At 53.7% G+C, this 23,497-nt stretch carries 19 protein-coding genes; 11 read left to right on the forward strand and 8 right to left on the reverse strand.

The annotated features are described in order from the left end of the window. Position 1: 1 nt before the first annotated feature. Both dndD and dndE read left to right on the forward strand, forming a co-directional pair. The gene (gene dndD, locus ACNSOI_RS14750) at positions 2–1,984 is read left to right on the forward strand and encodes a DNA sulfur modification protein DndD (RefSeq protein ID WP_420194390.1); all 1,983 of its coding nucleotides are present in this window, start codon (positions 2–4) and stop codon (positions 1,982–1,984) included. Further along, positions 1,981–2,334, forward strand: a complete 354-nt coding sequence (gene dndE / locus ACNSOI_RS14755; RefSeq protein WP_420194391.1) for a DNA sulfur modification protein DndE — start codon at positions 1,981–1,983, stop codon at positions 2,332–2,334. Before dndD ends, dndE begins: the two co-directional genes overlap by 4 nt. A gap of 26 nt (positions 2,335–2,360) precedes the next feature. Here the strand turns inward: dndE and ACNSOI_RS14760 are convergent, their stop codons facing one another. From ACNSOI_RS14760 to ACNSOI_RS14770, 3 genes are all read right to left on the reverse strand, one after another. Further along, positions 2,361–2,738: a hypothetical protein gene (locus ACNSOI_RS14760; protein ID WP_420194392.1), complete on the reverse strand. Its 378-nt coding sequence runs from the start codon at positions 2,736–2,738 to the stop codon at positions 2,361–2,363. Positions 2,739–2,833: 95 nt separating this feature from the next. Beyond that, on the reverse strand, positions 2,834–4,564 hold the full coding sequence (locus ACNSOI_RS14765) for an ATP-binding protein (protein ID WP_420194393.1): 1,731 nt from the start codon (positions 4,562–4,564) through the stop codon (positions 2,834–2,836). A 16-nt stretch (positions 4,565–4,580) separates the two neighbouring features. Then, a complete protein-coding gene (locus ACNSOI_RS14770) occupies positions 4,581–4,892 on the reverse strand; it encodes a transposase (protein WP_420194394.1) in 312 nt (103 codons plus the stop codon). Between the two features lie 252 nt (positions 4,893–5,144). On the opposite strand from ACNSOI_RS14770, the gene ACNSOI_RS14775 reads away from it, so the two are divergent. From ACNSOI_RS14775 to ACNSOI_RS14790, 4 genes are read left to right on the forward strand one after another with little or no spacing between them, the layout of a single operon-like run. Next, on the forward strand, positions 5,145–7,037 hold the full coding sequence (locus ACNSOI_RS14775) for a DEAD/DEAH box helicase family protein (protein ID WP_420194395.1): 1,893 nt from the start codon (positions 5,145–5,147) through the stop codon (positions 7,035–7,037). After that, a complete protein-coding gene (locus tag ACNSOI_RS14780; protein ID WP_420194396.1) occupies positions 7,027–7,239 on the forward strand; it encodes a CxC ATPase DNA modification system associated small protein in 213 nt (70 codons plus the stop codon). The genes ACNSOI_RS14775 and ACNSOI_RS14780 overlap by 11 nt, the downstream gene beginning before the upstream one ends. Further along, positions 7,239–9,209, forward strand: coding sequence for an AAA family ATPase (locus tag ACNSOI_RS14785; protein WP_420194397.1), 1,971 nt, complete (start codon positions 7,239–7,241; stop codon positions 9,207–9,209). Before ACNSOI_RS14780 ends, ACNSOI_RS14785 begins: the two co-directional genes overlap by 1 nt. After that, complete coding sequence (locus tag ACNSOI_RS14790) at positions 9,209–9,664, forward strand: hypothetical protein (protein ID WP_420194398.1); 456 nt, start codon at positions 9,209–9,211, stop codon at positions 9,662–9,664. The genes ACNSOI_RS14785 and ACNSOI_RS14790 overlap by 1 nt, the downstream gene beginning before the upstream one ends. Before the next feature lie 53 nt (positions 9,665–9,717). Here the strand turns inward: ACNSOI_RS14790 and urtE are convergent, their stop codons facing one another. The 5 genes from urtE to urtA all read right to left on the reverse strand — a co-directional run bounded on the left by urtE (position 9,718) and on the right by urtA (position 15,353). Further along, positions 9,718–10,416, reverse strand: a complete 699-nt coding sequence (gene urtE, locus ACNSOI_RS14795; RefSeq protein WP_420194399.1) for an urea ABC transporter ATP-binding subunit UrtE — start codon at positions 10,414–10,416, stop codon at positions 9,718–9,720. After that, positions 10,416–11,240, reverse strand: a complete 825-nt coding sequence (urtD, locus tag ACNSOI_RS14800; RefSeq protein ID WP_058092764.1) for an urea ABC transporter ATP-binding protein UrtD — start codon at positions 11,238–11,240, stop codon at positions 10,416–10,418. The genes urtE and urtD overlap by 1 nt, the downstream gene beginning before the upstream one ends. Next, positions 11,237–12,373, reverse strand: a complete 1,137-nt coding sequence (gene urtC / locus ACNSOI_RS14805) for an urea ABC transporter permease subunit UrtC (RefSeq protein WP_286251397.1) — start codon at positions 12,371–12,373, stop codon at positions 11,237–11,239. The genes urtD and urtC overlap by 4 nt, the downstream gene beginning before the upstream one ends. A gap of 3 nt (positions 12,374–12,376) precedes the next feature. Beyond that, positions 12,377–13,981 carry an urea ABC transporter permease subunit UrtB gene (gene urtB, locus ACNSOI_RS14810; RefSeq protein ID WP_420194400.1) on the reverse strand — a complete coding sequence of 535 codons (1,605 nt, stop codon included), beginning with the start codon at positions 13,979–13,981 and terminating at the stop codon, positions 12,377–12,379. 73 nt (positions 13,982–14,054) lie between these two features. Further along, positions 14,055–15,353, reverse strand: a complete 1,299-nt coding sequence (gene urtA / locus ACNSOI_RS14815) for an urea ABC transporter substrate-binding protein (protein WP_138435329.1) — start codon at positions 15,351–15,353, stop codon at positions 14,055–14,057. Positions 15,354–15,853: 500 nt separating this feature from the next. Here urtA and ACNSOI_RS14820 point away from each other — a divergent pair, with 500 nt between their 5' ends. The 5 genes from ACNSOI_RS14820 to atzF all read left to right on the forward strand — a co-directional run bounded on the left by ACNSOI_RS14820 (position 15,854) and on the right by atzF (position 23,496). Beyond that, entirely contained in the window at positions 15,854–17,032 is a 1,179-nt protein-coding gene (locus ACNSOI_RS14820) for an alpha/beta hydrolase fold domain-containing protein (RefSeq protein ID WP_420194401.1), read from the forward strand. Positions 17,033–17,125: 93 nt separating this feature from the next. Further along, positions 17,126–18,046 (forward strand): LysR family transcriptional regulator, encoded by a 921-nt coding sequence (locus ACNSOI_RS14825; protein WP_420194402.1) that lies wholly within the window; start codon positions 17,126–17,128, stop codon positions 18,044–18,046. Between the two features lie 160 nt (positions 18,047–18,206). After that, positions 18,207–19,916: a DUF1302 domain-containing protein gene (locus ACNSOI_RS14830; protein WP_420194403.1), complete on the forward strand. Its 1,710-nt coding sequence runs from the start codon at positions 18,207–18,209 to the stop codon at positions 19,914–19,916. 29 nt (positions 19,917–19,945) lie between these two features. Next, complete coding sequence (locus ACNSOI_RS14835) at positions 19,946–21,307, forward strand: DUF1329 domain-containing protein (protein WP_420194404.1); 1,362 nt, start codon at positions 19,946–19,948, stop codon at positions 21,305–21,307. Positions 21,308–21,666: 359 nt separating this feature from the next. Then, positions 21,667–23,496, forward strand: coding sequence for an allophanate hydrolase (atzF, locus tag ACNSOI_RS14840; RefSeq protein ID WP_420194405.1), 1,830 nt, complete (start codon positions 21,667–21,669; stop codon positions 23,494–23,496). The last annotated feature ends 1 nt before the right edge of the window (position 23,497 follow it).

Genomic DNA, 23,497 nt, shown 5'->3' on the forward strand with positions numbered 1-23,497 from the left:
CGTGGCAAAACTGACCATCGAGTCAATTTCGATTGAGAACCTAGGTCCATTCCGCGAACAACAGACGTTTGACCTATCAGTCCACCCAGAGCGCCCGGTAATACTAATCAAGGCACTTAATGGAAGTGGAAAAACCACGCTGCTCAACGCTCTTCAGGTTGGTCTTTATGGGTACAAAGCCATTAATCCGGCAAGGCGATCAGACTATGAACAATTTATAGCAAGCCTTCAGAGAACAGATGCTACCGGTATTGCCCGTATCGAGATGAAGCTTGTGGTTGAAATCGGCTCAGACCGCAAAGACCTCGACATCCGCCGAGAATGGATTGAAAAAGATAGCGGGTACCGGGAGCGCTTCCGTGTTTTCGAATCAGGCGTTGAATTGCTGGGCGTTGCTGACGAATGGGACGATTTCATCAACGGAATATTGCCAGTAGAACTGGTTCATCTGTTTCTGTTTGATGGCGAGAAAATTGAGGCACTCGCCAATCCAGACCGCCTTCCCGCGCTACTTAAACGAGCAACGGAAGTTTTTCTTGGCCTGGAAGGCATTGACGCCTTAAACACCGACTTAAAAGCTGTCGAACGCCGGGCTGGCAGCGCAAAAACACTTCGCGAAAGCACGAGTGAAGCCCAAAGCCAAGTAGACGAGTACGGCAATCAACTAACCGAGCTTGAACAGCGTATTAGCCTACTCTCTCAGCAAAAGGCCAACGCACAAAGCCAACTCGACAGTGCACAGCGCAAACTTGATGAGTATACAGTCAGTGCTCAGCAAAGTGGCTTGAAGGCATATGAACAAGCAGCCTCTCTAAAAGCTAAAGTCGAGTTTTGCAAGGAACGTCAGAAGCACGCCCAAGCTGCCGTAGTGGAGGCCCTAGAAAACCCCTACCTTCCTCTCGCTTGGTTAGGTGACCTTTGGGTTAAATACAAAGACCAGTGGCAAAAGGCCCAGAAAACGCGGCACTCACATCTACTTAAAGAGGAGTTCAGCAAGCGGGACGAGCGAGTAGTAAATGCCATCACCGATCCGAGCGTGCGCTCGATCGTTGAGTCAGTGCTGAATGAGGATCTTGCAAGACTACAGACTGATGACGGGAATTCGCCGGCATTATTGGAGGGTGGCAATCCTCTGGAAATTGAACCACGGATAGATAGCGCCAAGGTCCAACTGAACCTGGCACGCCAAGAGCTTGATACAGCCCAAGCAGATCTGGAAAAGGCTCAAAAGCAAGTTGATCAGATCCCCGCGGAAGAGCAAATCTCAGATATTCTGAGAAAAATGCAGGAACTTGCGCAAAAGGTTTCCGACGCCGAAAAGGAACTGCGGAACATCGAAAAAGAGCTGGATGAAGCACGGTCGTACCATGAGCACATTGAAAGCCGCCTGAACGCTGCCCTGTTGCGGATGCGCTCTGAATTCAAGGAAAACACCTTCCAACTGAAAGCGCTTGAGGCATCCGACAGAGCCAAACGCACTCTCGAAATTTTCCGAGAACGACTCCTGGCATCCAAAGCGCAATGGTTGTCCGATATGATTACCCAAGAATTCAAACAGCTATTGCGTAAACGGAACTTGATCTCTCGTGTAAGGGTCGAGCCTGAGAGCTATGCCGTCTCCATAGAAGACGCTAACGGCCATAACCTTCCAATGGAGCGACTGTCTGCGGGCGAGCGCCAGATGCTGGCGATCTCAGTCCTGAGTGCACTTATTCGTGAACGGAAAGGTCGATTCCCCGTTGTTGTTGATACGCCATTAGCCAGACTTGACAGACAGCATCGCGAATCACTTATTCACAACTTCTTTGCGAAAATTTCGCATCAAGTACTAGTGCTCTCTACGGACGAAGAAGTCGAAGGTAATGCTTATAGAGCGGTGAGCAGTCACTTGAACAGGGAGTTTTCATTGGCTTTCGACGAAGCCGAGCGTCGCAGTGTTGCTACTGTAGAACCAGCCCAGCTTAATTTGGAGAGCGTTGTATGATTGATCGTGTCCGGCTAACTGCAACAGCTAAGAACCAGCTGAGCGTACTAAAACGTAGGACTGGCATACAGCACTACAACTCATTGTGCAGGCATGCCCTGTGTTTATCCCTAAAAAATGAGTCCCCCATGCCTCAGGAGGATTATGATTTCAGTAACGGACTAGAGATTGATTGGCAAACACTTGCAGGGTCTGCCTCAACAACTCTTACCAATCTTGTGCTGATGGACCTGCACGTCAATAACTATAGTAACGACGTAAGCCCAAAAGCACTAGCTGTAATGCATATTCATCGGGGACTTTCTTACCTGTTATCACAAAATGAAAGCTACATCTCTGATGCACTATGAACCAGCTAATGCCTTGACGACTGGCCTCAAACCAACTCTCTGCCAAGATATTTTTCGTACTCCTCAATTAAAAGTGAGATTGCATATTTGGCAAAAGATTCTACGTCGAAGCTCAATTTGATCCGAGCGGATCGTTTTGTAGCGCGTGAGAGGAGCTTCTTACTCGCCCCAAAGGCATTGTGATTCAAATAGAACTGCCTATGAATCTCATCTTCGATAGCGAGACGAGCGAACTTTTGTTTGTCGGCATCTTCAACGTCAACACACTCGCAATGTAAACCGATGTAAACAATCTCTCCTTGATACTCATAACCTGAGCCGGGAACTTCCAAATCATTTTGCAACTTACGGAGAAATGAGCTCTCGGCTTTACTAAGATGACTCCCCCATCGAGCAGCTGGCATATTTCCAGTTTCGCCTATGTACGCATGATTAGGAGTGAGAATAACGTATAGGTATGAACAGTTTCTAAACCCCCATACAGTTCCACAGTGACGAATCATTCTTCACCTTGATTTTCATAAGTCCAATCAACAAGAAAGCTATCAATATTCTTGTGCAACCTGTTAAAGGCTGCATCTAATTTTTCATCGCTTATATCTATTTGATAGTAGTAGACATTATTCTCAGCCAAGGCCATGGAGAATATTAATGACTCAATCGTCAGCCTTTCCAATGTTCCATCCTCAAATCTACTTAAAAACTCTTGGTAAAAAGGGTGAGTCTTATTTATATAAACATAAACACCGTGGACTGAGTCGTAGTAAGGCTTCCAAAGTTGACGCTTAGGAATATTCTCTGAATATCTAATCTTTATAAAGCCTGGGCTACCGCTTTCTGTACCTTCTGTATCAGAAGGCACGTCTTCAGATGCGAGCTCTTGCTTCGCCTCTTCATGCTTCTTTTTCTTACGATTGAGGCTTTCGGCATCTGGGGTACCTTTACCCAGCTCTTGTGGGTCGTCCTCCGCAACATCAGATAAACTTGAGGTAAAGCTCGCCCCTTCGACATCTCGTAATTTCAGCTTTTCTTGACAGGCATACCTTATCGATTTCGCAGTACGTAATGCGCGCTTTACAATTTGTTCAAGACCACCTAAAACTTCGTCATCAATCTCGAGTCTTTGCTTAGATACATCAACATGTAAGATATCATCGTGTTGATCTGAAATTTCAAACCTTATTCTAAGATTAATATCATCTTTACCGACTATTGGGTCACCACTAGCGCCCTTCAAAGGGTCTCCCCATCTAATTAATCGTCCATTACGATAAATAAAGAAGCCAGCATTGTCTCGAGATACGCGGTAGCTATTAACTCGCTTCTTATTCTCTGGCGATAAAGGTGATTTGTCTTTCCCCATTACGGCCTGAGGAAAGGCAACCGCAGAGACCTGAATTGGCGGCAATGCATTACCGTTCTTATCCTTGAACGCATCCCAGGGTGCGTCCAATACTAAATATGGGCTACTATAATCATATGTTTCAGGGTCCCAGCCAGTGTTACCCGAAGCTTCATCTATAAACAGTATATCCCGGGCCTTTATTGACTCGAAATCAGAATCCTCGCCATGAGGCTTGACTCTCAGGTTAATGTTAATGGGTTGATGGTCATCCTTTAGAAACGAATAATAAACAACACCAACACGCTCTCTAAGTTTATTAATTGTAGATCCTGGCGAGGATTGATTTATGTTTTCACACCCTGAAATCTCGACCATGGTACCAGATTCGCCTTTTAGAAACTCAGCAACATTTTCCTGGTCTTTATCATCGAGCTCATAACCAATTACAGCCAACTTATTTCTTTTCTCGATTTCATCAAGATCGAACACATACTTCTTCGAAACGCAACCACCCTTTTTGCTTATAATAGAAATCTTTGTGCCCAATGATAAGCCTGCTGCCTTCAGTCCCATACCGTATTTTGATAAGCTGTTTGGCTTGTAATTTCGCTGCGACCCCAACATAAAAGCATTCTTTATTTCATCATGATCCATACCACGGCCATCATCAATGACTTGGTAGTATTCAACACTATTTCTAGACTTTAAGTTCTTTCCTTCCTTTAGCTTCAACGTAACATTTATAGCTTTTGATTCCGCGGCCACAGAATTGTCTATAATATCCATTACAGCGGTATAGGGCTCATAACCAATTTTCGAAATAGCTTCGCACACCCTTAATGCATCAAACCCGACGTCTAACTCTTCTGCTATATTTGAGCTCATTAAATTCTCCTTTTCTCTAATTCTTTTGCCCATTATTCTTACCCAGATAGGGCGGAACGGTAGGCTTCAGTATCGTCACATACCTTTGAAATTTAAAGCATTCGGCTTGAGTTTCCAACCTATTATCCGCAGCGTCTATCAAGAAAATATTGCTGCTAATTTGCCAGCTCTTCCAGCGCCGGACCATGTTGGCGTTGGGGCCATTATCCAGGGAAATTCGGGAAACAGAGGCCCCGGGTTCCAGGCACTCAGCCACAATGCCGGCTTTGAACTCCCGGGAAAACCGGCGACGTTTTTGGTAGGGTCTGGTTACGCTTAAGTTGCTCATGTTAAGTGTCCACTTATTCTTTAGTGGACACTATCCTGACGGCGGCAGCGCCAGGCTCAAGAGGGGATCACCGGACGCTTACGACATTGTAGTCTTCCTGCGTCACCAACACGTTTTGACCCTGCCCCTTGGGAGGTGCTAAACCTTAATCAATCCGTCTGACTAAAACCAAGCTCTCAACTTAAGACCACTTGGTTTCGCTCAGGGGGTTCTCGAAGAGAACGATTCCTAATACCTGACTCGGATATTTCAATGGGATTGCGGAGCTTAGATTATCAAGAGGACTATCGCTCTGGCTATGACCACCTGGTTGGCGACTTCTTCCGCCCCTCGCTCGCGCAATCCAAGGTCTATTGGCGAGCAGTTGGTTACTTCTCAAGTACCGCTCTAGAATCCTTTGGGGCACCTCTCGGCGATTTCATTAAGAGAGGCGGGCACATCAAGCTAATCACCTCGGTGGAGCTATCAGTCAGAGACCTCGAGGCTATCGAACGCGGTGTCCCGAAACAAGAGGTATGCGCCAATCGTCTCGAAGAAATAATTGAGTTGGATTTCGCGAGTGGGATTGGTAACGGAACGATCCGGTTGCTCCGACTACTCCAGTTGGGAAGGCTGGAAATTCGGATCGCTGTTCCTCGACTGGGCACAGGGATCTACCACGAAAAAATTGGGCTCTTTTTCGACGATGACTCCTACGTTGCCTTCACCGGTTCATCTAACGAAAGTCGCAACGCTTTCGAAAACAACCGTGAGTGTATCGACGTGTTTACTTCCTGGGACAGCCCGGTTCGTGCAGCCCGCAAGAAGGCACACTTTGAAGCATTGTGGGAAAGACAGGACAAAGGCGTTGAGGTGTTTAGCTTCCCAGAGGCTGCGCGCCGAAAGCTCTTGAAAATTTGTGAGGAGTGGGAAGCAGGTCGTCAACCATACAGCCAAGAGGATGACAAGTGGCGTCATCAGGATGAGGCCCTTGAAGAATTTCTTGCGAGTGAACGTGGCATTTTGAATATGGCTACCGGCACTGGTAAAACACGCACGGCACTCAAGATCGTTCATGGGCTTTATGAGCAAGAGACCATCGACACAGTTATCGTCAGCACTGACGGGAACGATCTGCTCGATCAGTGGTATGCAGAGCTTCTCGGTATACGTAAAGGTATTGGCGCGAAGGTCTTCCGCCACTACAAGTCGTCACGCGAGGTAGCAGATTTTCTGCTTGAGCCGCGAAATTCCATTCTACTGGTCTCACGGCAGCCGCTCGCGACTGCTCTCAAAGATCTGCCGACACAGGTTGCCAACCGCACCTTGCTGATTCATGACGAAGTTCACGGCCTCGGCAGCCCTGCTAACAGAGCCAGATTAAACGGCTTGTCCGATCATATCCGATTTCGTCTTGGGCTAAGTGCCACACCGGATCGTGAATATGACGAAGAGGGCAATGCCTTTCTTCTTGATCATATAGGCCCTAAGCTCATGCGCTTCGAGCTTGACGACGCAATACGTCGCGAAATTCTCGCGCCATTCAATTATTTCCCATTGCCTTATGAGCTCACAGTGGAGGATCGTCAACGGGTCCAAGACGTGTACAAACGCAAGGCGGCTCGCGCCGCTGAGGGCAATCCAATGAGCGACGAGGAAGTCTGGATAGAAATTGCCCGGGTTTACAAAACATCCAAAGCGAAACTGCCCATCTTCGATACATTCATTCGTGACAACCAGCACTTACTTGAGCGGTGCATCGTCTTCGTTGAAACACAAGAATACGGAAACGAAGTACTCGAAATAATTCACAAATATCGATCTGACTTCCATACTTACTTCTCGGGCGAGGACTCGGTGACCCTGAGGCGGTTCGCTCGCGGCGAGCTTGAGTGCTTGATTACCTGCCATCGCGTTTCCGAAGGCATTGATATTCGCTCGTTGAATACCGTGATTCTATTCTCTTCAGCAAGAGCCAGGCTTGAGACAATCCAACGCATGGGCCGCTGTCTGAGAACAGATCCGGACAACCTCGATAAGGTTGCAAATATTGTTGATTTCATTCGCCAGTCGGACGAGGAAGGAAAAACAAGTTCAGACGAAGAACGCGCTGAGTGGTTAACCAAACTCTCAGAAGTGCGCGGGGAGAAAACATTTGGCTCTTGATCCACGTATTACGCACGCTATCACCGAAGCGGTCGAAGAGGCTGGTCAACCCGAAACCCTTGCTCATCGCCTAATTGCATGGTTCGAAGCAATAACGACAGGCAATGAAGACATTCACGATAGTGAAACATCAGCACGCCACCTCGATCTTTTATTCAGCAGCACCGTCATCGGGGACACCGACGAGGAGGGCGACAGCTAATGCCTGCCATCATGCGCCTACTCGGTTGGAAATCTCAGGGGCTCAGATGCCCAGATCACGAAATCAAATGTGCTGACCAGGATGGTACGCCTTATTCCGTTTGTCTCATTCAAATGCCAAACGGTACCGGCAAGACAACCACTCTTGCCCTGTTGCGAGCTGCACTCTCCGGTTCAGCAACAAACTGGGATCCACACACTATCTCGGAGTTCAGGAAGAAAGACAACAGTGACGAGAACGGATATTTCGAGGTCAGACTATGTCTCAACGGACGGCGTGCAACGATTATCACAGAGTTTGATTTTGAAAATAGTCGGGTTTCTTACAAGACCACGCACGGTCCAGGACGACGCGACGGCTTTCATCCACCCTCAGATTTCCGCCGCTTCATGAATGAGAATTTCGTGAATTTTTACATATTTGACGGCGAGTTGGCCCAGCAACTCTTGGATCGCAACTACACTGATGCACAAGTTGTTGTAGAGAACCTTTTTCAGATCAACTCCTTCGATGCGATGGCCCAAAAGATAGGAGAGTACTGGGATAGCAAGGCACAGGATATCGGGGCAACTGAGGAGCGCGGTCTATCGCGACGAAGAGGACGTTTACAAAAACTCCGGGAAAGATTCTCAACGTTGGCCGTTGAGCAAGACAAATTGAGAAGAAGACTCTCAGAATTGGAAGGGCAGCTGAAGAAAAAAAAGGACGCATATCATCAGGAAATTAAGAAAGAGGATGCTCGGTTCCAAGCTCTGACCGACGCAGAGAAAAAGGTTGAGTACTTAAAGGGGAGAGTGCGTGAAGAGGCACTGGATGTTCTTGACCGTATGCGAGATCCCCACGCACTCAACTCTTCATTTGCGGACTGGATGCTGTCGGTGAAGGATGGCCTTGACAGAGTGAAGTTACCGGAAAGTGCTGCAAGGGAGTTCTTTGAGGATTTGGCGAACGAAGCAGAGTGTGTCTGTGGTAGACCAATCGACGAAAACATCGCTCTAACTATTCGGGAGCGGGCCGGACAGTATCTCGGAACAGACGATGTTTCATTATTGAACTCGATGAAAACAGCGATCAAAGATGCAATAGGTGACGATCCCGGCTTCCATGAGCAAGATCTAAGTAAGCGGTTATCTCGCCTGTCTTCTGCAGTCGATGAGGAACGCGAGGCCAGAAACGACCTGGATGCTTTAAGGCTGGAGGCAGAGCAATCTGATCCCGCTGTAAAAACGGCGCGAGAAGACATCGATGATCTAGAAAAACAGCTGGAGAGCGTGCGTGACGAGTTGGAGAAATTCGACAGTAAAGACCAAAGCCAGAAGGATGAAAATACGTTCGGAATAGAAATCATTGAAGGCCGCATAGAGACGGCAGAGCGGAAATTGGCTGAGATAACTCACACTCTTACTGAAAAAAGGAAAAGAGACACGCTTACCGCAATCATAAAGAGTGCCCATCGCAAAGCGAAAGATGGAATCACTTCCGAGCTGTGCGCTCAAGCCAATGACCGCATCATTAAGCTTATGCCGAATAACAATATTCTGATTGACCGGATTGAACGAAACCTGATTCTCAAAGGACAAGAGGGGGGTAGCGTTGGGGAGACTCTTTCGGTTGCCTACGCTTTCCTTGCAACTCTCTTCTGCCGGGCGGACCATGAGCTTCCATTCGTTGTAGACAGTCCAGCAGGTCCGATTGATCTGGCCGTAAGGCCAAAAATTGGCGAGCTCATCCCCCACTTAACTGAGCAGTTCATTGCATTCACAATATCATCAGAACGTGCCCGCTTTACGGCGCCGCTCAAGGCAGCCACCGACTCGGAAGTTCAGTTTATAACCTTGTTTAGAAAGGGCTCCGCAGAGCTCGAGAGGCTTGCCCATGAAAGGGGCAACGTGGTCGAAACCCCCGATGGCTTAATTGTCTCGGGCGAGGACTTCTTCAATGAGTTTCAGCAGGACGAGGAGGCTTCTTGATGCAGCCATTTCGACTTCGTTTAGATGCCCGCCAATGGTTCAAAGAACTTCGTGACCAGAAGGCCTTTAAAACCGATTTCGATGCTTTTTACTTCTGCTTTATTGCCGGAGTCACTACAAAGCGAAAAGAGGCAGTATCTCAGGAAGAGACTGCGGAACTCGTGGCCTACTTTCCAGATCGATACAGCGCACGCGGAAAGTTACTGTTGGGCCTTTTCCTCAAATCGGAACTCGAACTATTAGGCGTCTCCATGGATGAACGCAGAGATGTCTACTCCACCATATCTCGCCTGGTTACGCCCGAGGCGCCGAATTACTTAAGCGATGAGGGTGTACGTGAGTTCAACAAATATGCGCATGGCGGCTACGACCAACTCATTGAATGGTTCGGTGATAAACCCAGATCACTCGAGACTTTTCTAAGGGGCTTCAAGTTAAAAATTGACCAACACTGATTGAATATTGCGATTTTCGGGTGCATCAGATCACTGTTTAATCCCAGTAGTGATTAAACAGTGAGATGACGCTTGATCAACTCATCCGTCAACCCCGCAATCCCCCCCTCAGCAACCCGCCGCCCCCGATCCAAAATCGCAAACCGATCCGCATACTTCCGCGCAAACGGCAACTTCTGCTCAACCAGCAGAACAGTGAGTCCATCCTCTTCGATAAGCCGGCGGATCACTTCTCCGATTTGAGCGACGATGTTCGGCTGAATCCCCTCCCCCGGCTCATCCAGAATCAGCAGCCTGGGCTCAATCACCAGCGCCCGCCCAATGGCCAACTGCTGTTGCTGCCCACCAGACAGGTCGCCGCCTCTGCGGTGTTTCATTTCCTTCAGCACCGGAAACAGCTCATACACCCGCTCTGGTATTTTCTTGCTGCCGTCTTTGCGCACGGCCAGGCCGGTGCGTAAGTTTTCTTCCACCGTCAGCAGAGGGAAGATCTGTCTTCCCTGAGGCACGTAGCCGATGCCCAGTCTTGATCGGTCTTCGATTTTCTTTTTGGTCAGTTCCACGTCCTGGGCGAATTCAATGCTGCCGCTTTTGGTGGTTTCCTCACCCATGATGCATTTCATCAGGGTGGTTTTACCCACGCCGTTGCGGCCCATTACGCAGGTGCACTGGCCCTGGGGGATGTCCAGGTCCAGATCCCAGAGGGTGTGGCTTTCGCCGTAGTATTGGTTGAGCTGCTGGATCTTGAGCATTACGCCTCCTCCCCTAGGTAAACCTTGATCACTTCCGGGTCGTTGGAGACCTGGTCCATGGTGCCTTCGGCCAGCACGCTGCCCTGGTGCAGTACGGTGACCTGGCGGGCGATGGAGCGCACAAAGCCCATGTCGTGCTCCACCACCACGACGGACTGTTTGCCGGCGAGGCTGGTGAGCAGTTCGGCGGTGCGTTCCATTTCCTGCTCGGTCATGCCGGCTACCGGCTCATCCACCAGCAGCAGGCGAGGTTTCTGCATCAGCAGCATGCCGATTTCCAGCCACTGTTTCTGGCCGTGGGAGAGAATGCCGGCGGGTTTGTCCCTCAGGGTTTTCAGTTTGATCATCTCCAGCACTTCGTCGATGCGGTCCCGGTATTCCGGTTTCATGATAGCGGTCAGGGTTGGGAATATGCGTTTGTCGGCGGCCATGGCCAGTTCCAGGTTTTCAAACACGGTGAGCGCTTCAAACACCGTGGGTTTCTGGAACTTACGGCCGATGCCCAGGCTGGCGATGTCCGGCTCGTTCATGGTCAGCAGGTTATGGCGGCTGCCGAACCACACAGAGCCGGTATCCGGCCGGGTTTTACCGGTGATGATGTCCATCATGGTGGTTTTACCCGCGCCGTTGGGGCCGATAATGCAGCGCAGTTCGCCGTCGTCGATGGTGAGGTTGAGGTTGTTGATGGCCTTGAAGCCGTCAAAGCTCACGTTCACGTCTTCCAGGTACAGGATGGGGCCGTGGCGCACATCCACCGGGGAGGCGGCGGGGGCCAGGAATTCAAATACCCGGTCGCGGTTGGCCAGTTGTTCGAACATGCTCATGCGGTGGCCTCCTGCCCGGTGGTGGTGTCGTCGTCTTTGGCTTTTCGGCGTTTTTGCAGCAGGCCGGCAATGCCTTTAGGCAGGAACACGGTCACCAGCACAAACAGCGCGCCAAGGGCGAACAGCCAGGCATCCGGCATTACGCCGGTGAACACGGTTTTGGCGTAGTTCACCAGGATGGCGCCGATCACCGCCCCGTAAAGGGTTGCGCGGCCACCCAGGGCGACCCATACCACGATTTCGATGGAGAACAGCGGCGAGAATTCGCTGGGGTTGATGATGCCCACTTGCGGCACGTACAGGGCCCCGGCCACACCCGCCAGCATGGCGGACACCACAAACACGAACAGCTGCACCCGTTCTACCCGGTAACCCAGGAAGCGGGTGCGGGCTTCGGCGTCCCGGCAGGCCACGCTTACCCGGCCCAGTTTGCTGGTGACAATGCCCCGGCAGATCACATAGCCAATGGCCAGGGCGATGCCGGTGGCGATGAACAGCCCCAGCCGGGTGGCGTCGCTGCGCAGGTTAAAGCCGAGTATGTCGCGGAAGTCGGTCAGGCCGTTGTTGCCGCCAAAGCCCATTTCGTTGCGGAAGAAGGCCAGCATCAGGGCGAAGGTAAGCGCCTGGGTGATGATGGACAGGTACACCCCGGTTACCCGGGAGCGGAAGGCCAGGAAGCCGAACACGAGCGCCAGAAGGCCCGGGGCCAGCAGCACCATGATGAAGGCAAACCAGGCCATGTCGAAGCCCTGCCAGTACCAGGGCAGCGTGTCCCAGTTCAGGAACACCATGAAGTCTGGCAGTACCGGGTCGCCGTACACGCCCCGGTCGCCGATCTGGCGCATCAGGTACATGCCCATGGCGTAGCCGCCCAGCGCAAAGAAGGCGCCGTGGCCCAGGCTGAGAATGCCCAGGTAACCCCACACCAGGTCTACCGCCACCGCCAACAAGGCGTAGCACAGGTATTTACCCAGCAGGGTGACCGTGTAGGCACTTACGTGCAGGGCGCTGTCCTGTGGCATGAACAGGTGCAAAAAGGTGACCACTATGAGGGCGCCGAACAGCACGCCCAGGAAGATCTGGGTGGAACGCTCCTGCAGGGGCCGGAGCAGCCAGGTTTGTGATGACGCCATAACTCAGCCCTCCGCCGCTCGGCCTTTCTGGGGAAAGAGTCCCCGCGGCCGTTTTTGAATGAACAGGATGATCAGTACCAGCACCATGATCTTGGCCAGTACCGCGCCAGCCCAGGGTTCCAGAATCTGGTTGATGGTGCCCAGGGTCAGCCCGGCCACTAAGGTGCCCCAGAGGTTACCCACGCCGCCGAACACCACCACCATGAAGGAATCGATGATGTAGTTCTGGCCCAGGTTGGGGCCCACGTTGGTGATCTGTGACAGCGCCACACCCGCCAGCCCGGCCACGCCGGAGCCGAGGGCAAAGGTCATGATGTCTACCTTGGTGGCCTTGATGCCCATGGAGCGGGCCATGGCGCGGTTTTGGGTAACGGCGCGCACTTCCAGGCCAAGGCGGGTTCTACGCATGATCAGCATCAGCCCGGCGAACACCACCAGGGCAAAGCCGATCACGTACAGGCGGTTGAGGGTGAGGGACAATGCCTCGTTGATCATGATGGAGCCGCTCATCCATTCCGGGGTAACCACGGTGCGGTTGAGCGGGGAAATTACGGTGCGCACCAGTTGCTGCAGAATCAGGCTGATGCCGAAGGTGGCCAGCAGGGTTTCCAGCGGGCGGCCTTTGAGGTGCTGGATCACGCTGCGCTCGATGATGATGCCCGCCAGCGCGGCCACCATGAACCCGGCGGGGATGGACAGAATCAGCGCCAGGCCCGGTTGGCCGGGAAACAGTTGCTGCATGCCCCAGGTGGTGTAGGCACCCAGCATGATCAATTCACCGTGGGCCATGTTGATTACGCCCATCACACCAAAAGTGATGGCGAGGCCGATGGCGGCCAATACCAGTACGGAACCAAGGGAGAGGCCGAAGTACAGGGTCTCAGCGGCTTTGTTCAGTTTCAGTTTCTGCTCAATGCTCGCCAGGGCTTTTTCGGCGGCCGCGGCGATGGCCGGGTCGTCACTGCTGGCCGCGTTATTCAAAGCAGCCCGCACGCGGGAGTTCAGGCTGCCAGAGAGTTGTTCGATGGCGTTGATGTCGCCTTGTTCCAGTTGGTGGATGGCCAGGGCGTTAGCCAACAAATCGCGCACCCGGTCGTTTTCTTCCACCTCAAGCCGTTCTTCAATCAACGGCGCGGTTACCGCATCCACCCGGCCCAGCAAATGGCGGGCGGCGGCGCGGCGGGTGCGGTGGTCGGCTACCGTCAGGTCTACCACCGAGAGAATGCCTTCCACCTGGCTGCGCAGGGCGTTGTTCACCCGAATGCTGTCCAGCTCCCGGCGAGACATCTCACCCATGCTGTCACCGGTCACGGCGCTGGCCACTTGCCAGTTGCGCCCGGTGTTGTTGGTGACCAGCACCACGTAGCCGGAAGATTTTACGGTGGCGAGCTTGCCGCCGGCAAAGGCTTCCAGCCAGCTGCGGGCCCGTTCGTCGCCGCTTTCTGCAATCTGTTTCAGTACCTTGCTTTTCTCGGCGTTGTTGGCTTCTGCGAGCCGTTGCAACAGCGTTTGGGCGGTGTCGTCCTGCACCTGTGCAGTGGCCACCGCCGGCCCCAGGGCCAGACACCAGGCCAAAGCGAGCCCGGCGAGCAGTCGGAAGATGCTCATGGTTCATTCCTGTTGGCGTTGAAATGAGGGTGGAAAAGCCGGGCAGGCACGCTCACCTGCCCGGTTGGGTCGCTTAGTTGGAAGCCACTTCCGCAGAGCCACCGCACTTGCCAGTCACCACGTTGAAGTTGCCGCAACGCAGCGGGGCGCGCCAGTCACTGATCAGGTCTTTGGAACCCGGCAGGAAGTCAGACCAGGCATCGCCAGCCACGGTAGACGGCGTTTCCCAGACTACGGAGAACTGGCCGTTGTCCTGGATCTCGCCAATCAGCACCGGCTTGGTGATGTGGTGGTTGGGCATCATGGTGGCAATGCCGCCGGTGAGGTTGGGCACGGCTACGCCGATGATCGCGTCTTTGATGGCGTCGACATCGGTGGTGCCGGCTTTCTTCACTGCCTCAACGTACATGTTGAAGCCGATGTAGTGGGCTTCCATGGGGTCGTTGGTGACGGCTTTTTCGTCGCCCTTGAACTCTACCCAAGCGTCGATGAAGTCGTAGTTGGCTTCGTTATCCACGCTCATGAAGTAGTTCCAGGCAGCCAGGTGGCCCACCAGCGGCGCGGTGTCGATGCCGGAAAGCTCCTGCTCACCCACGGAGAAGGCCACCACTGGAATGTCGGAGGCGGAAACACCCTGGTTACCCAGTTCCCGGTAGAAAGGCACGTTGGCATCACCGTTGATGGTGGAAACCACGGCGGTTTTCTTGCCGGCGCTGCCGAAGCTCTTGATGTCAGAGACGATGGACTGCCAGTCGGAGTGACCAAACGGGGTGTAGTTGATCATGATGTCCGCATCCGCCACGCCCTGGTCTTTCAGGTAGGTTTCCAGGATGCGGTTGGTGGTGCGCGGGTAAACGTAGTCAGTGCCCGCCAGAACCCAGCGTTCAACGCCCAGGTCGTTCTTCAGGTAATCCACCGCTGGAATGGCCTGTTGGTTGGGCGCAGCGCCAGTGTAGAAGACGTTTTCAGAAGATTCCTCACCCTCGTACTGCACCGGGTAGAACAGCAGGCCGTTCAGTTCTTCCACCACCGGCAGCACGGATTTACGGGAAACCGAGGTCCAGTTGCCGAAAATCACGTCTACTTTTTCTTTTTCCAGCAGTTCCCGGGCCCGCTCAGCGAACAGCGGCCAGTTGGAGGCGGGGTCTACCACTACCGGCTCCAGTTTGCGGCCCAGTACACCGCCTTCGGCGTTCTGCTTCTCAATCAGCATCAGCATGGTGTCTTTCAGTGCGGTTTCACTGATCGCCATGGTGCCGGAGAGGGAATGCAAAATGCCCACTTTGATGGGGTCTTCCGCCGCCATGGCGTGGAAGGAGACAGACAGTGCCAGTGCAGACAGGCCCATTTTCACGTGTTTTTTGATGCTCATGTTGCGCGTCCTTTTCGTTGGGTTATGAGTCGTCAAACGCAACGGGGTGATTGCATCTGCCGTTCCAACTCCTACAAAAAGCACGATAAACCAATGAGTTATCTAGTATACAAGGAGGCTTAAGCCCGCCATAACCATGATTAACAGAGCATAAAGCGCTGTTTCACCGTCCGGTTTTGGTGCGATCGCACCGGTGTTGGGCGTTATACGCGGGCACTCAAAGCCGGTAAGGAATCAATCACCGACTATTTCCGTAGCCGTTAAAGTTCCCGGGAACCGTACCCCACAGTATTCGGGTAGTTGTATACAAGTTCTCGGCTAGCGAAGGAGGCCGCCGTTCCACCCACCCGCCATCTAAACCATTCATCAGCGTTATACCGGGCCATCAAGCTAATAAAGTTCAGCTTACTTAAAACCGAACCTATGATCCGACGGTTCTTTTTCTACTATAGAGTTTTGGTGGCGGCCCCAGACAGCAAGCACCAGAGGAGTATCCGAATATGACAAGAGTAACCGCCAGACAGGTAATCAAGAGCCTGCTGATTATCTCAGCTGCCGTATTACTTGGGGTTCTCATGCTGGTGACATTCTTCATGCTCATCCCGAGAAACTGGGATGGCATTGGCAGCATGGGCGCACTGGCGCTGATGTTCCCCACTCAGTTGTTCGCAATATCGGCGATTTCCATCCTGCTGGGCCTGATTTGCCACACTCTAAGGATAAGCCTCGGTACCGTGCTGTTTATAGCGGCCACCGCGTTGTCCTTTCTGATGGCAGCCGTCCCCCTGATTGCCACGCTGCACCATGCCGGCCAGCAATCCTTGCACGTATCCCTGTCGACAAGCGTAAAGCTCGATACCAATGACCGGCAGGGCCAGCAGGGCCGCACAGAAACCTATGTCAAACTGGCTGATGGTAGTGCGTTGCAGCTAGACATCTGGGCTCCATCGTCACAAGACTACCCGGGGCCCGCTATCATCAAAGTGCATGGCGGCGCCTGGACCCACGGTGCACGGCACGAGATGACGGCATGGGATCACTGGCTGAGGGAGCAGGGCTATACGGTGTTCGACATCAGTTATCGCCTGTCTCCGCCGGCGCGCTGGCAGCATGCAGTGGGTGATGTCAAAGCCGCTCTGAGCTGGGTTGTTCTGCATGCCGAAAGCCTGAACGTCGATCCAGACCGCCTGTGCATGATGGGCTATTCGGCTGGTGGGCACTTGTCCATGATGGCTGCCTTCACGCCGGAACATCCCTCGTTCCCAACCACTGGGTACGCTACGTCTATCCGCCCTGCGTGCGTGATCAATCTGTACGGCATTTCAGACCTGGGCCGGCTTTATGAAAATTCCGGCAGCCTCTCTTACATTCGCTCTGCCATGCGTGACTACACGGGCGGAACGCCATCAGACTATCCGGAACTATACCAGCTGATCTCGCCGGTCAATCACGTAGACGAAGCCTCTCCACCAACACTGACCATTCTGGGCCAGCAGGACCGGATTGTGCCGGAGGAACAAGCGCTGTTGCTGGATGAGGCATTCCAACGTGCCGGTGCGCATCATGAGCTCTGGTTGATCCCTGCAGCTGATCATGGTTTCGATTTCAACTGGAACGGTTTGGCAACGCAAGCAGCCAGGCAACGGGTGAGCCGGTTTCTGGAGACCTGGGCCAGATGACCGCATAGCGGGCCAATGGCAAAAGACACGGCAGCAACCGCCAGCCGCTGTGTCATAATAACAAGATCGGAGGAAAGACAAGTCAGCACAATAATGAATGTCAGCAAGATTGATCTCAATCTGTTCGTCGTCTTTGACGCCGTATATACAACCCGCAACCTGACCCGCGCCAGCGAGATACTGTGTATTACCCAGCCTGCCGTCAGCAACGCACTGGCTCGGCTGCGGGATATGTTTAATGATCCTCTGTTTGTCCGCACCGGTAACACCATGTCCCCTACGCCAGTGGCCAAAAATGCCATTGGCCCGGCAAGAGAGGCCCTAAGGCTCCTGCAAACCAGTGTCAGTGCCAATCAGCATTTTGACCCTGCCACCGCTGAAATTACGTTTTCGTTCAGCATGGCAGACCTGTACGAAGCAGGTATTTTCCCCCGGCTCTATCCTTTGTTATCCGGCAATGCGCCCAGTGTGCGGCTGACTAACTTCAAGATTCCCCGTGAGGAGGTCCCGTCGGCACTGGCCAAGGGCCAACTGGATTTCAGCGTGGACGGCCCCGCGTTTCACGATGAAGCGGATATCTGCCGCTATCTGTTTGCTCAGGACCGCTATGTGCTGGCTGCCCGCAGAAAACATCCCACTGTCCGAAGCACTATCGAACTGGAGGAGTTTCTGTCCCTGGATCATGTCGGGCTTCTGCAGGATAGAGAACAGCCCGACCAGGTCGAGATTGCCATGGAGCGTCTAGATCGGCGCCGGAATATACTGATCCATTGCAACCATCTTCTGACGATTCCCGGATTGCTGATGAAATCCGATCTGGTTGCCTGCGTTCCCTATCATTTCTGCAAGCACTTTGACCTTCACTGGTGTGAACTGCCCTTCGAGACCCCTCTGCTGGAATACACGCTTTACTGGCACCTGAGCGCCGATCAGGACCCCAGCCACCGCTGGATGCGCGAGCAGCTGATTAACGCCGTTCAAGGCATGCGTGCAACCGTAAACCTCCCTCGCTAACCCCCTCCACTGCCCCATTCATCAGAGTTATTGTCAGCTATCACGCTAATAAAGTTCTGCGAATAGTTCCTCGTTCATAGACTGCAATACAGAGGCTCTCCGGTTCGATCTGCCCATTCCGGCCCTCGTTACTCCGACAAAAAACACAACAGGAGAAGTCATGACAACAAATATAACGTTCGCTCGACGACCGATTGCCTGTGCCATTCTGGCCTGCTCTCTGTTCACGATACCAATAAGCTCACAGGCTGCCCGATTCCAGCTGGGAGACTTACATGGCAGTTTCGACTCCACCATTTCTATCGGCGCCAGTTGGCGCGCTACCGGCATTGATAAAGAACTCGTAGCACCAGGAAATTTCCCCGGCGGCGAGGCCCAATCCAGTACCAACGACGACGGCAACCTGAACTTCAAGCGAGGCAAGACCTACTCAAAGATTATCAAAGGCGTTCATGACCTGAGTTTGAACTATGAGAACGTCGGCGCCTTTACCCGCTTTAAGTACTGGTATGACAAGGAACTGGCAGACGAAGCGCGCCCCCACGGCCATGGCCCGAATCAGTATCAGCCTGGTGCGAAACTGAATGATGATAATTTCAGCGACAATGCCAAGTTTTCCGGCTTCGAATTTCTGGATGCCTTTGTCTACGGAAATTTCTACCTTGGAAATGTTCCCACCAATCTGCGCCTAGGTAAGCAGGTAATCAGTTGGGGCGAGAGCACGTTCATCAGCAACAGCATCAATGCGGTGAACCCGTTTGATGTCGCTGCCTTTCGCAGACCAGGCGCTGAAATCAAAGAAGGCCTTTTGCCCGTCAACATGGTGTATCTCAACGCCGGGCTAACGGAAGATCTGAGCCTGGAGGCGTTTTACCAGCTCGAATGGAAAAAAACGGAAATAGATGCCTGTGGAACCTATTTCTCTACCACAGACGTTGTTGCTGATGGCTGTAACTTCCTGACGCTTTCTCCCGACTTTCCCGATCAGGTGCTTGTTGCCGCCCCCGGCGGTGCGCTGACCCGCTCTGGCGACGTTGAACCGAAGGATGATGGTCAGTTCGGTCTGGCGCTACGCTACTACGCGCAGGCCCTGAACGACACCGAGTTCGGCCTTTACTACATGAATCTCCACAGCCGCCTCCCGTTCGTGGGTGTTTCCACTGAGGGTGGCATCCCGACTTACTACGTGGAATGCCCAGAAGATATCCAGCTGATTGGCTTGAGTTTCAATACCAATGTGGGCGCCTTCGCCTGGTCCGGTGAAATCAGCCACCGAAAAGACTCGCCAGTGCAAATCAATGGCAGTGAAGTCATCGGAGGTCTGTTCGGTGCCCTGGGATTAGCGCCTGCCAATACCTATTCACCAGAGGTTCGGCTGGGGGAACGCACGCCCGGCTATGATCTGTTTGATATCACTCAAATGCAATCCACCCTGCTGCGCATCTACAACCAAGTACTGGGGGCATCCCGTCTGGTGGTGATCGGTGAAGCAGGCTTTACTCACATTCATGGCAGTCTTAACGATCATCCCTACGGTCGCTCTACCAACTATGGTTCGGGCTCGCCGGGTGACGACGGCTTCGTGACCAACAACTCGGCCGGCTACAGACTGCGTGGCGCGCTGGAGTACAGCAACGTCTTCGCTAACGTCAACCTGTCTCCCAACTTGTCCTGGTCGCATGACGTTTACGGGTTCTCACCAAGCGGTGGTGCCTTTAACGAGGGCGACAAGGCCATCAGCATTGGTGTGGATGCTGAATACAACAACACCTTCAAAGCCAGCCTTTCCTACACAAATTTCTTTGGTGGCGACTTCAACACTATCAACGACCGCGACTTTATTGCCGCGAGTGCCAGCGTCACGTTCTGAGCAGTTGTTGCCAAAAAGGAGAACACATCATGAAAACAATAAATGTGATGGCAGCCCTCGGCCTGTCACTACTTGTCAGTACGCCGCTGGTTGCAGCGGTCTCACCGGAACAAGCTGACCGACTGAAAGATAACCTCACACCCCTGGGAGCCGAACGATCAGGCAACACAGAAGGCACCATTCCATCATGGGACGGTGGCTTGACCGAGCCCCCGGCCAACTACAAAGCCGGCGGGCACATGGTGCATCCGTTCCCCGATGACAAGGTGATTGCGACTATTTCGATCGACAACCTGGATGAGTACCGGGACAAGCTCACCGCCGGCCAACAGGCCATGTTCGAGAAGTATCCGGAAAGCTATCGGATGAACCTGTACCAAAGCCGCAGGACTTCCGCGCTTCCGCAGGAGATGCACGAGAAGATTTACCAGAACGCTCTGAACGCCAGACTGGACGACGGCGGCAATGGCGTGACCGGGTTCCAGGAAGTGATCCCGTTTCCCATTCCACAGAACGGGCTGGAGGCTATCTGGAACCACCTGATCCGATACCGCGGCGGCAGTCTTAGCCGGGATATTGTCCAGGCAGTGGTCAAAGAGTCCGGGAACTACACTCTTATCCATTTTGCGGACGAAGCAATCTACCCCAGCAACATGAAGGGTCATGACCCGGAAGCAGACTCCAACATTCTGGTCTACTTCAAGCAGACAACCACAGCGCCAGCGAGACTGACCGGCAACCGTACACTGGTACACGACACCATCAACCAAGTCATCGAACCCCGGCGGGCATGGATGTATAACGCGGGCCAACGCCGCGTTCGGCGGGCTCCCCAAGTGGCCTATGATGGCCCGGGCACCTCATCAGATGGGCTTCGCACCGTTGATAACTTTGACCTGTTCAGTGGCGCCCCGGACAAGTACAACTGGGAGCTTAAGGGTAAGCGGGAAATCTACATTCCCTACAACAATTACGTATTGGCGTCCGACACCCTGAGCTACAGCGACATCGTTCAACCCGGGCACATGAATCCGGAGGTGCTTCGGTACGAGCTTCACCGGGTCTGGGAAGTAGAAGCAACCCTGAAAGCAGACGAGCGCAATGTATACGGCCGCCGTACTTTCTACATTGACGAAGACAGCTGGCAGATAGCGGCCGCCGATTACTACGATACCCGCGGCGACCTCTGGCGTGTGGCTGAGGGGTTTCATGTGCAGTACTACTATGCAGACACACCCTATTACGCAGCCGAGGCGATCTACGACCTTCTGGCTTCACGGTATCTGGCGCTCGGGCTATTCAATGAGTCTGATAGCCCCATCAAATTTGGTTTCACGGCAAACAAGATGGACTACACGCCAGCGGCATTGAGGAGGTCCGGCTTCCGTTAACACCCCCTTTGGCGGATGGGTCTAGCCATTCTTTCCATCCGCCTTTTTTGCCCTCCTCGATTCTTTAACACTCTGAGATCTTCTACCTCTTATCAAAAAAATCAATAAAAACAACAATTAAAATAGTATACAAGCCATTACTGCACCGCAAATGCCAACCCATTACCCGGTATCTGGCTTGATTTTGGTGCCTTTTCAGGCGTTTTGCGCCGTGCTGGTGCGCACCAACCTATCCATCCTCGCCCTCAAAAACGTTAACTGATTGTTTTTACTCAATTAGAGGCTTTTATCCGGTGTCTGGCACGCAGCTTGCCATTGCTCATGTATACAAGTTTGACCACACATGAGGACACCACCCCATGCCAACCACCCTTGGATGGACGATCGCAGACTGGCAACAGGCCTACAGAGAAGGCGCCGAGCCAGAAGCCCTGATCAGCAAACTGCTGGATTACCTGAAAGGTGACGACAGCGCCTGGATCTCCCGGTTGGGCGAAGACGGCTTCCACCAGACCATGGCCGGATTGGCAGACCAGCTGGAAACCGTTGACGGTGATCTGGAGCAGTTACCGCTTTATGGCATTCCGTTCGCGGTGAAAGACAACATTGATGCCGCCGGCTTTGAAACCACCGCCGCCTGCCCGGCCTTTGCCTACACCCCCGAACAAGACGCCACCGTGGTGCGCAAACTGAAAGCCGCCGGCGCCGTGGTGATTGGCAAAACCAATCTGGACCAGTTCGCCACCGGGCTGGTGGGCACCCGGTCGCCCTATGGTGCGGTACCCAACAGTGTTAACCCGAAGGTGATCAGCGGCGGTTCCAGCTCTGGTTCTGCCTCTGTGGTGGCACGGGGCCTGGTGCCCTTTGCCCTGGGCACAGACACCGCCGGCTCCGGCCGGGTGCCCGCCGGCCTGAACAACTTGGTGGGGCTGAAACCCACCAAAGGCCTGTTCAGCATTAACGGTGTGGTGCCGGCCTGCCGGTCGCTGGATTGCGTTTCGGTGTTCGGGCTGACCATTGCCGATGCCGCCCTGGTGGCTGAGGTGATGGCGGGCTTTGATAAAGCCGATGCGTTTTCCCGGAAAGCGCCCAGCGCCCTGCCCCTGGATGCCCCTGCCATTCGCCGCCCCGGCCCGGTGCAGCGTTTGGCCATTCCCGAACACCCCGAGTTCTTTGGTGACCAGCAGGCGGAAGCGGCCTGGAATACCACGCTGAGTCAATGGCGCCAGCTGGATACCGCTGGCGTTGAACTGGTGCCGCTGGATTTCAGCCCGCTGCTGGAGTTGGCCGCCCTGCTTTATGAAGGCCCGTGGGTGGCCGAGCGCCACGCTGCGGTGCAGGCGTTTATGGCCGACAACGCCGACGATATGAACGAGACAGTGCGTTCGATAATCAGCAAAGCCGAACACTTCACCGCCACCGACACCTACAACGCCCAGTACCGCAAGGAAGAGTTGCTGCGGCAGATCGATAGCCTCCTGGCAGAAGTAGACGGCCTGCTGGTGCCCACCGCGCCCATCGCCCCGACCATTGAGGCGGTAAACGCCGACCCGGTAGCACTGAACAGCCAGCTGGGCACCTACACCAACTTCGTGAACCTGGCGGATTTGTGCGCCCTGGCGGTACCCGCCGGCTTCCGGGACGACGGCCTGCCCTTCGGTGTGACGTTGATAAGCGGCGCCTGGAAAGACCGGGAACTGCAAACCCTGGCCAGCCAGTGGCTGAATGCCCACCCAACACCCCTGGGCGCCACAGATAAAGCCCGACCGGAGGAAGTGGTTACTTACCAACCGGCCGTTCCGACCATTCAGGTGGCGGTAGTGGGCGCCCATTTGTCTGGTATGCCCCTGAACACCCAGCTCACCGAACGCAAGGCCCGGCTGCTGGAGCAAACCACCACCACCCCCAACTACCGCCTGTACGCCCTGCCCAACACCACTCCGCCCAAACCGGGCCTGAAGCGGGTGGAAGACGGCGGCGCCGAAATTGTGCTGGAAGTCTGGGAAATGGCCGCCTCGGAATTCGGCTCCTTCGTCGACCTGATCCCCGCCCCCCTTGGCATCGGCAATGTTGAGCTGGCCGATGGCCGATGGGTAAACGGCTTTATCTGCGAAGGCTACGGCTTCACCGGCGCCAGAGACGTCACCGAATTCGGCGGCTGGCGAGCTTTCATTAAATCCAGGGCCTGAT

It is taken from the genome of Marinobacter sp. GH_1 (genome assembly GCF_048595985.1).
Classification (GTDB): domain Bacteria; phylum Pseudomonadota; class Gammaproteobacteria; order Pseudomonadales; family Oleiphilaceae; genus Marinobacter; species Marinobacter shengliensis.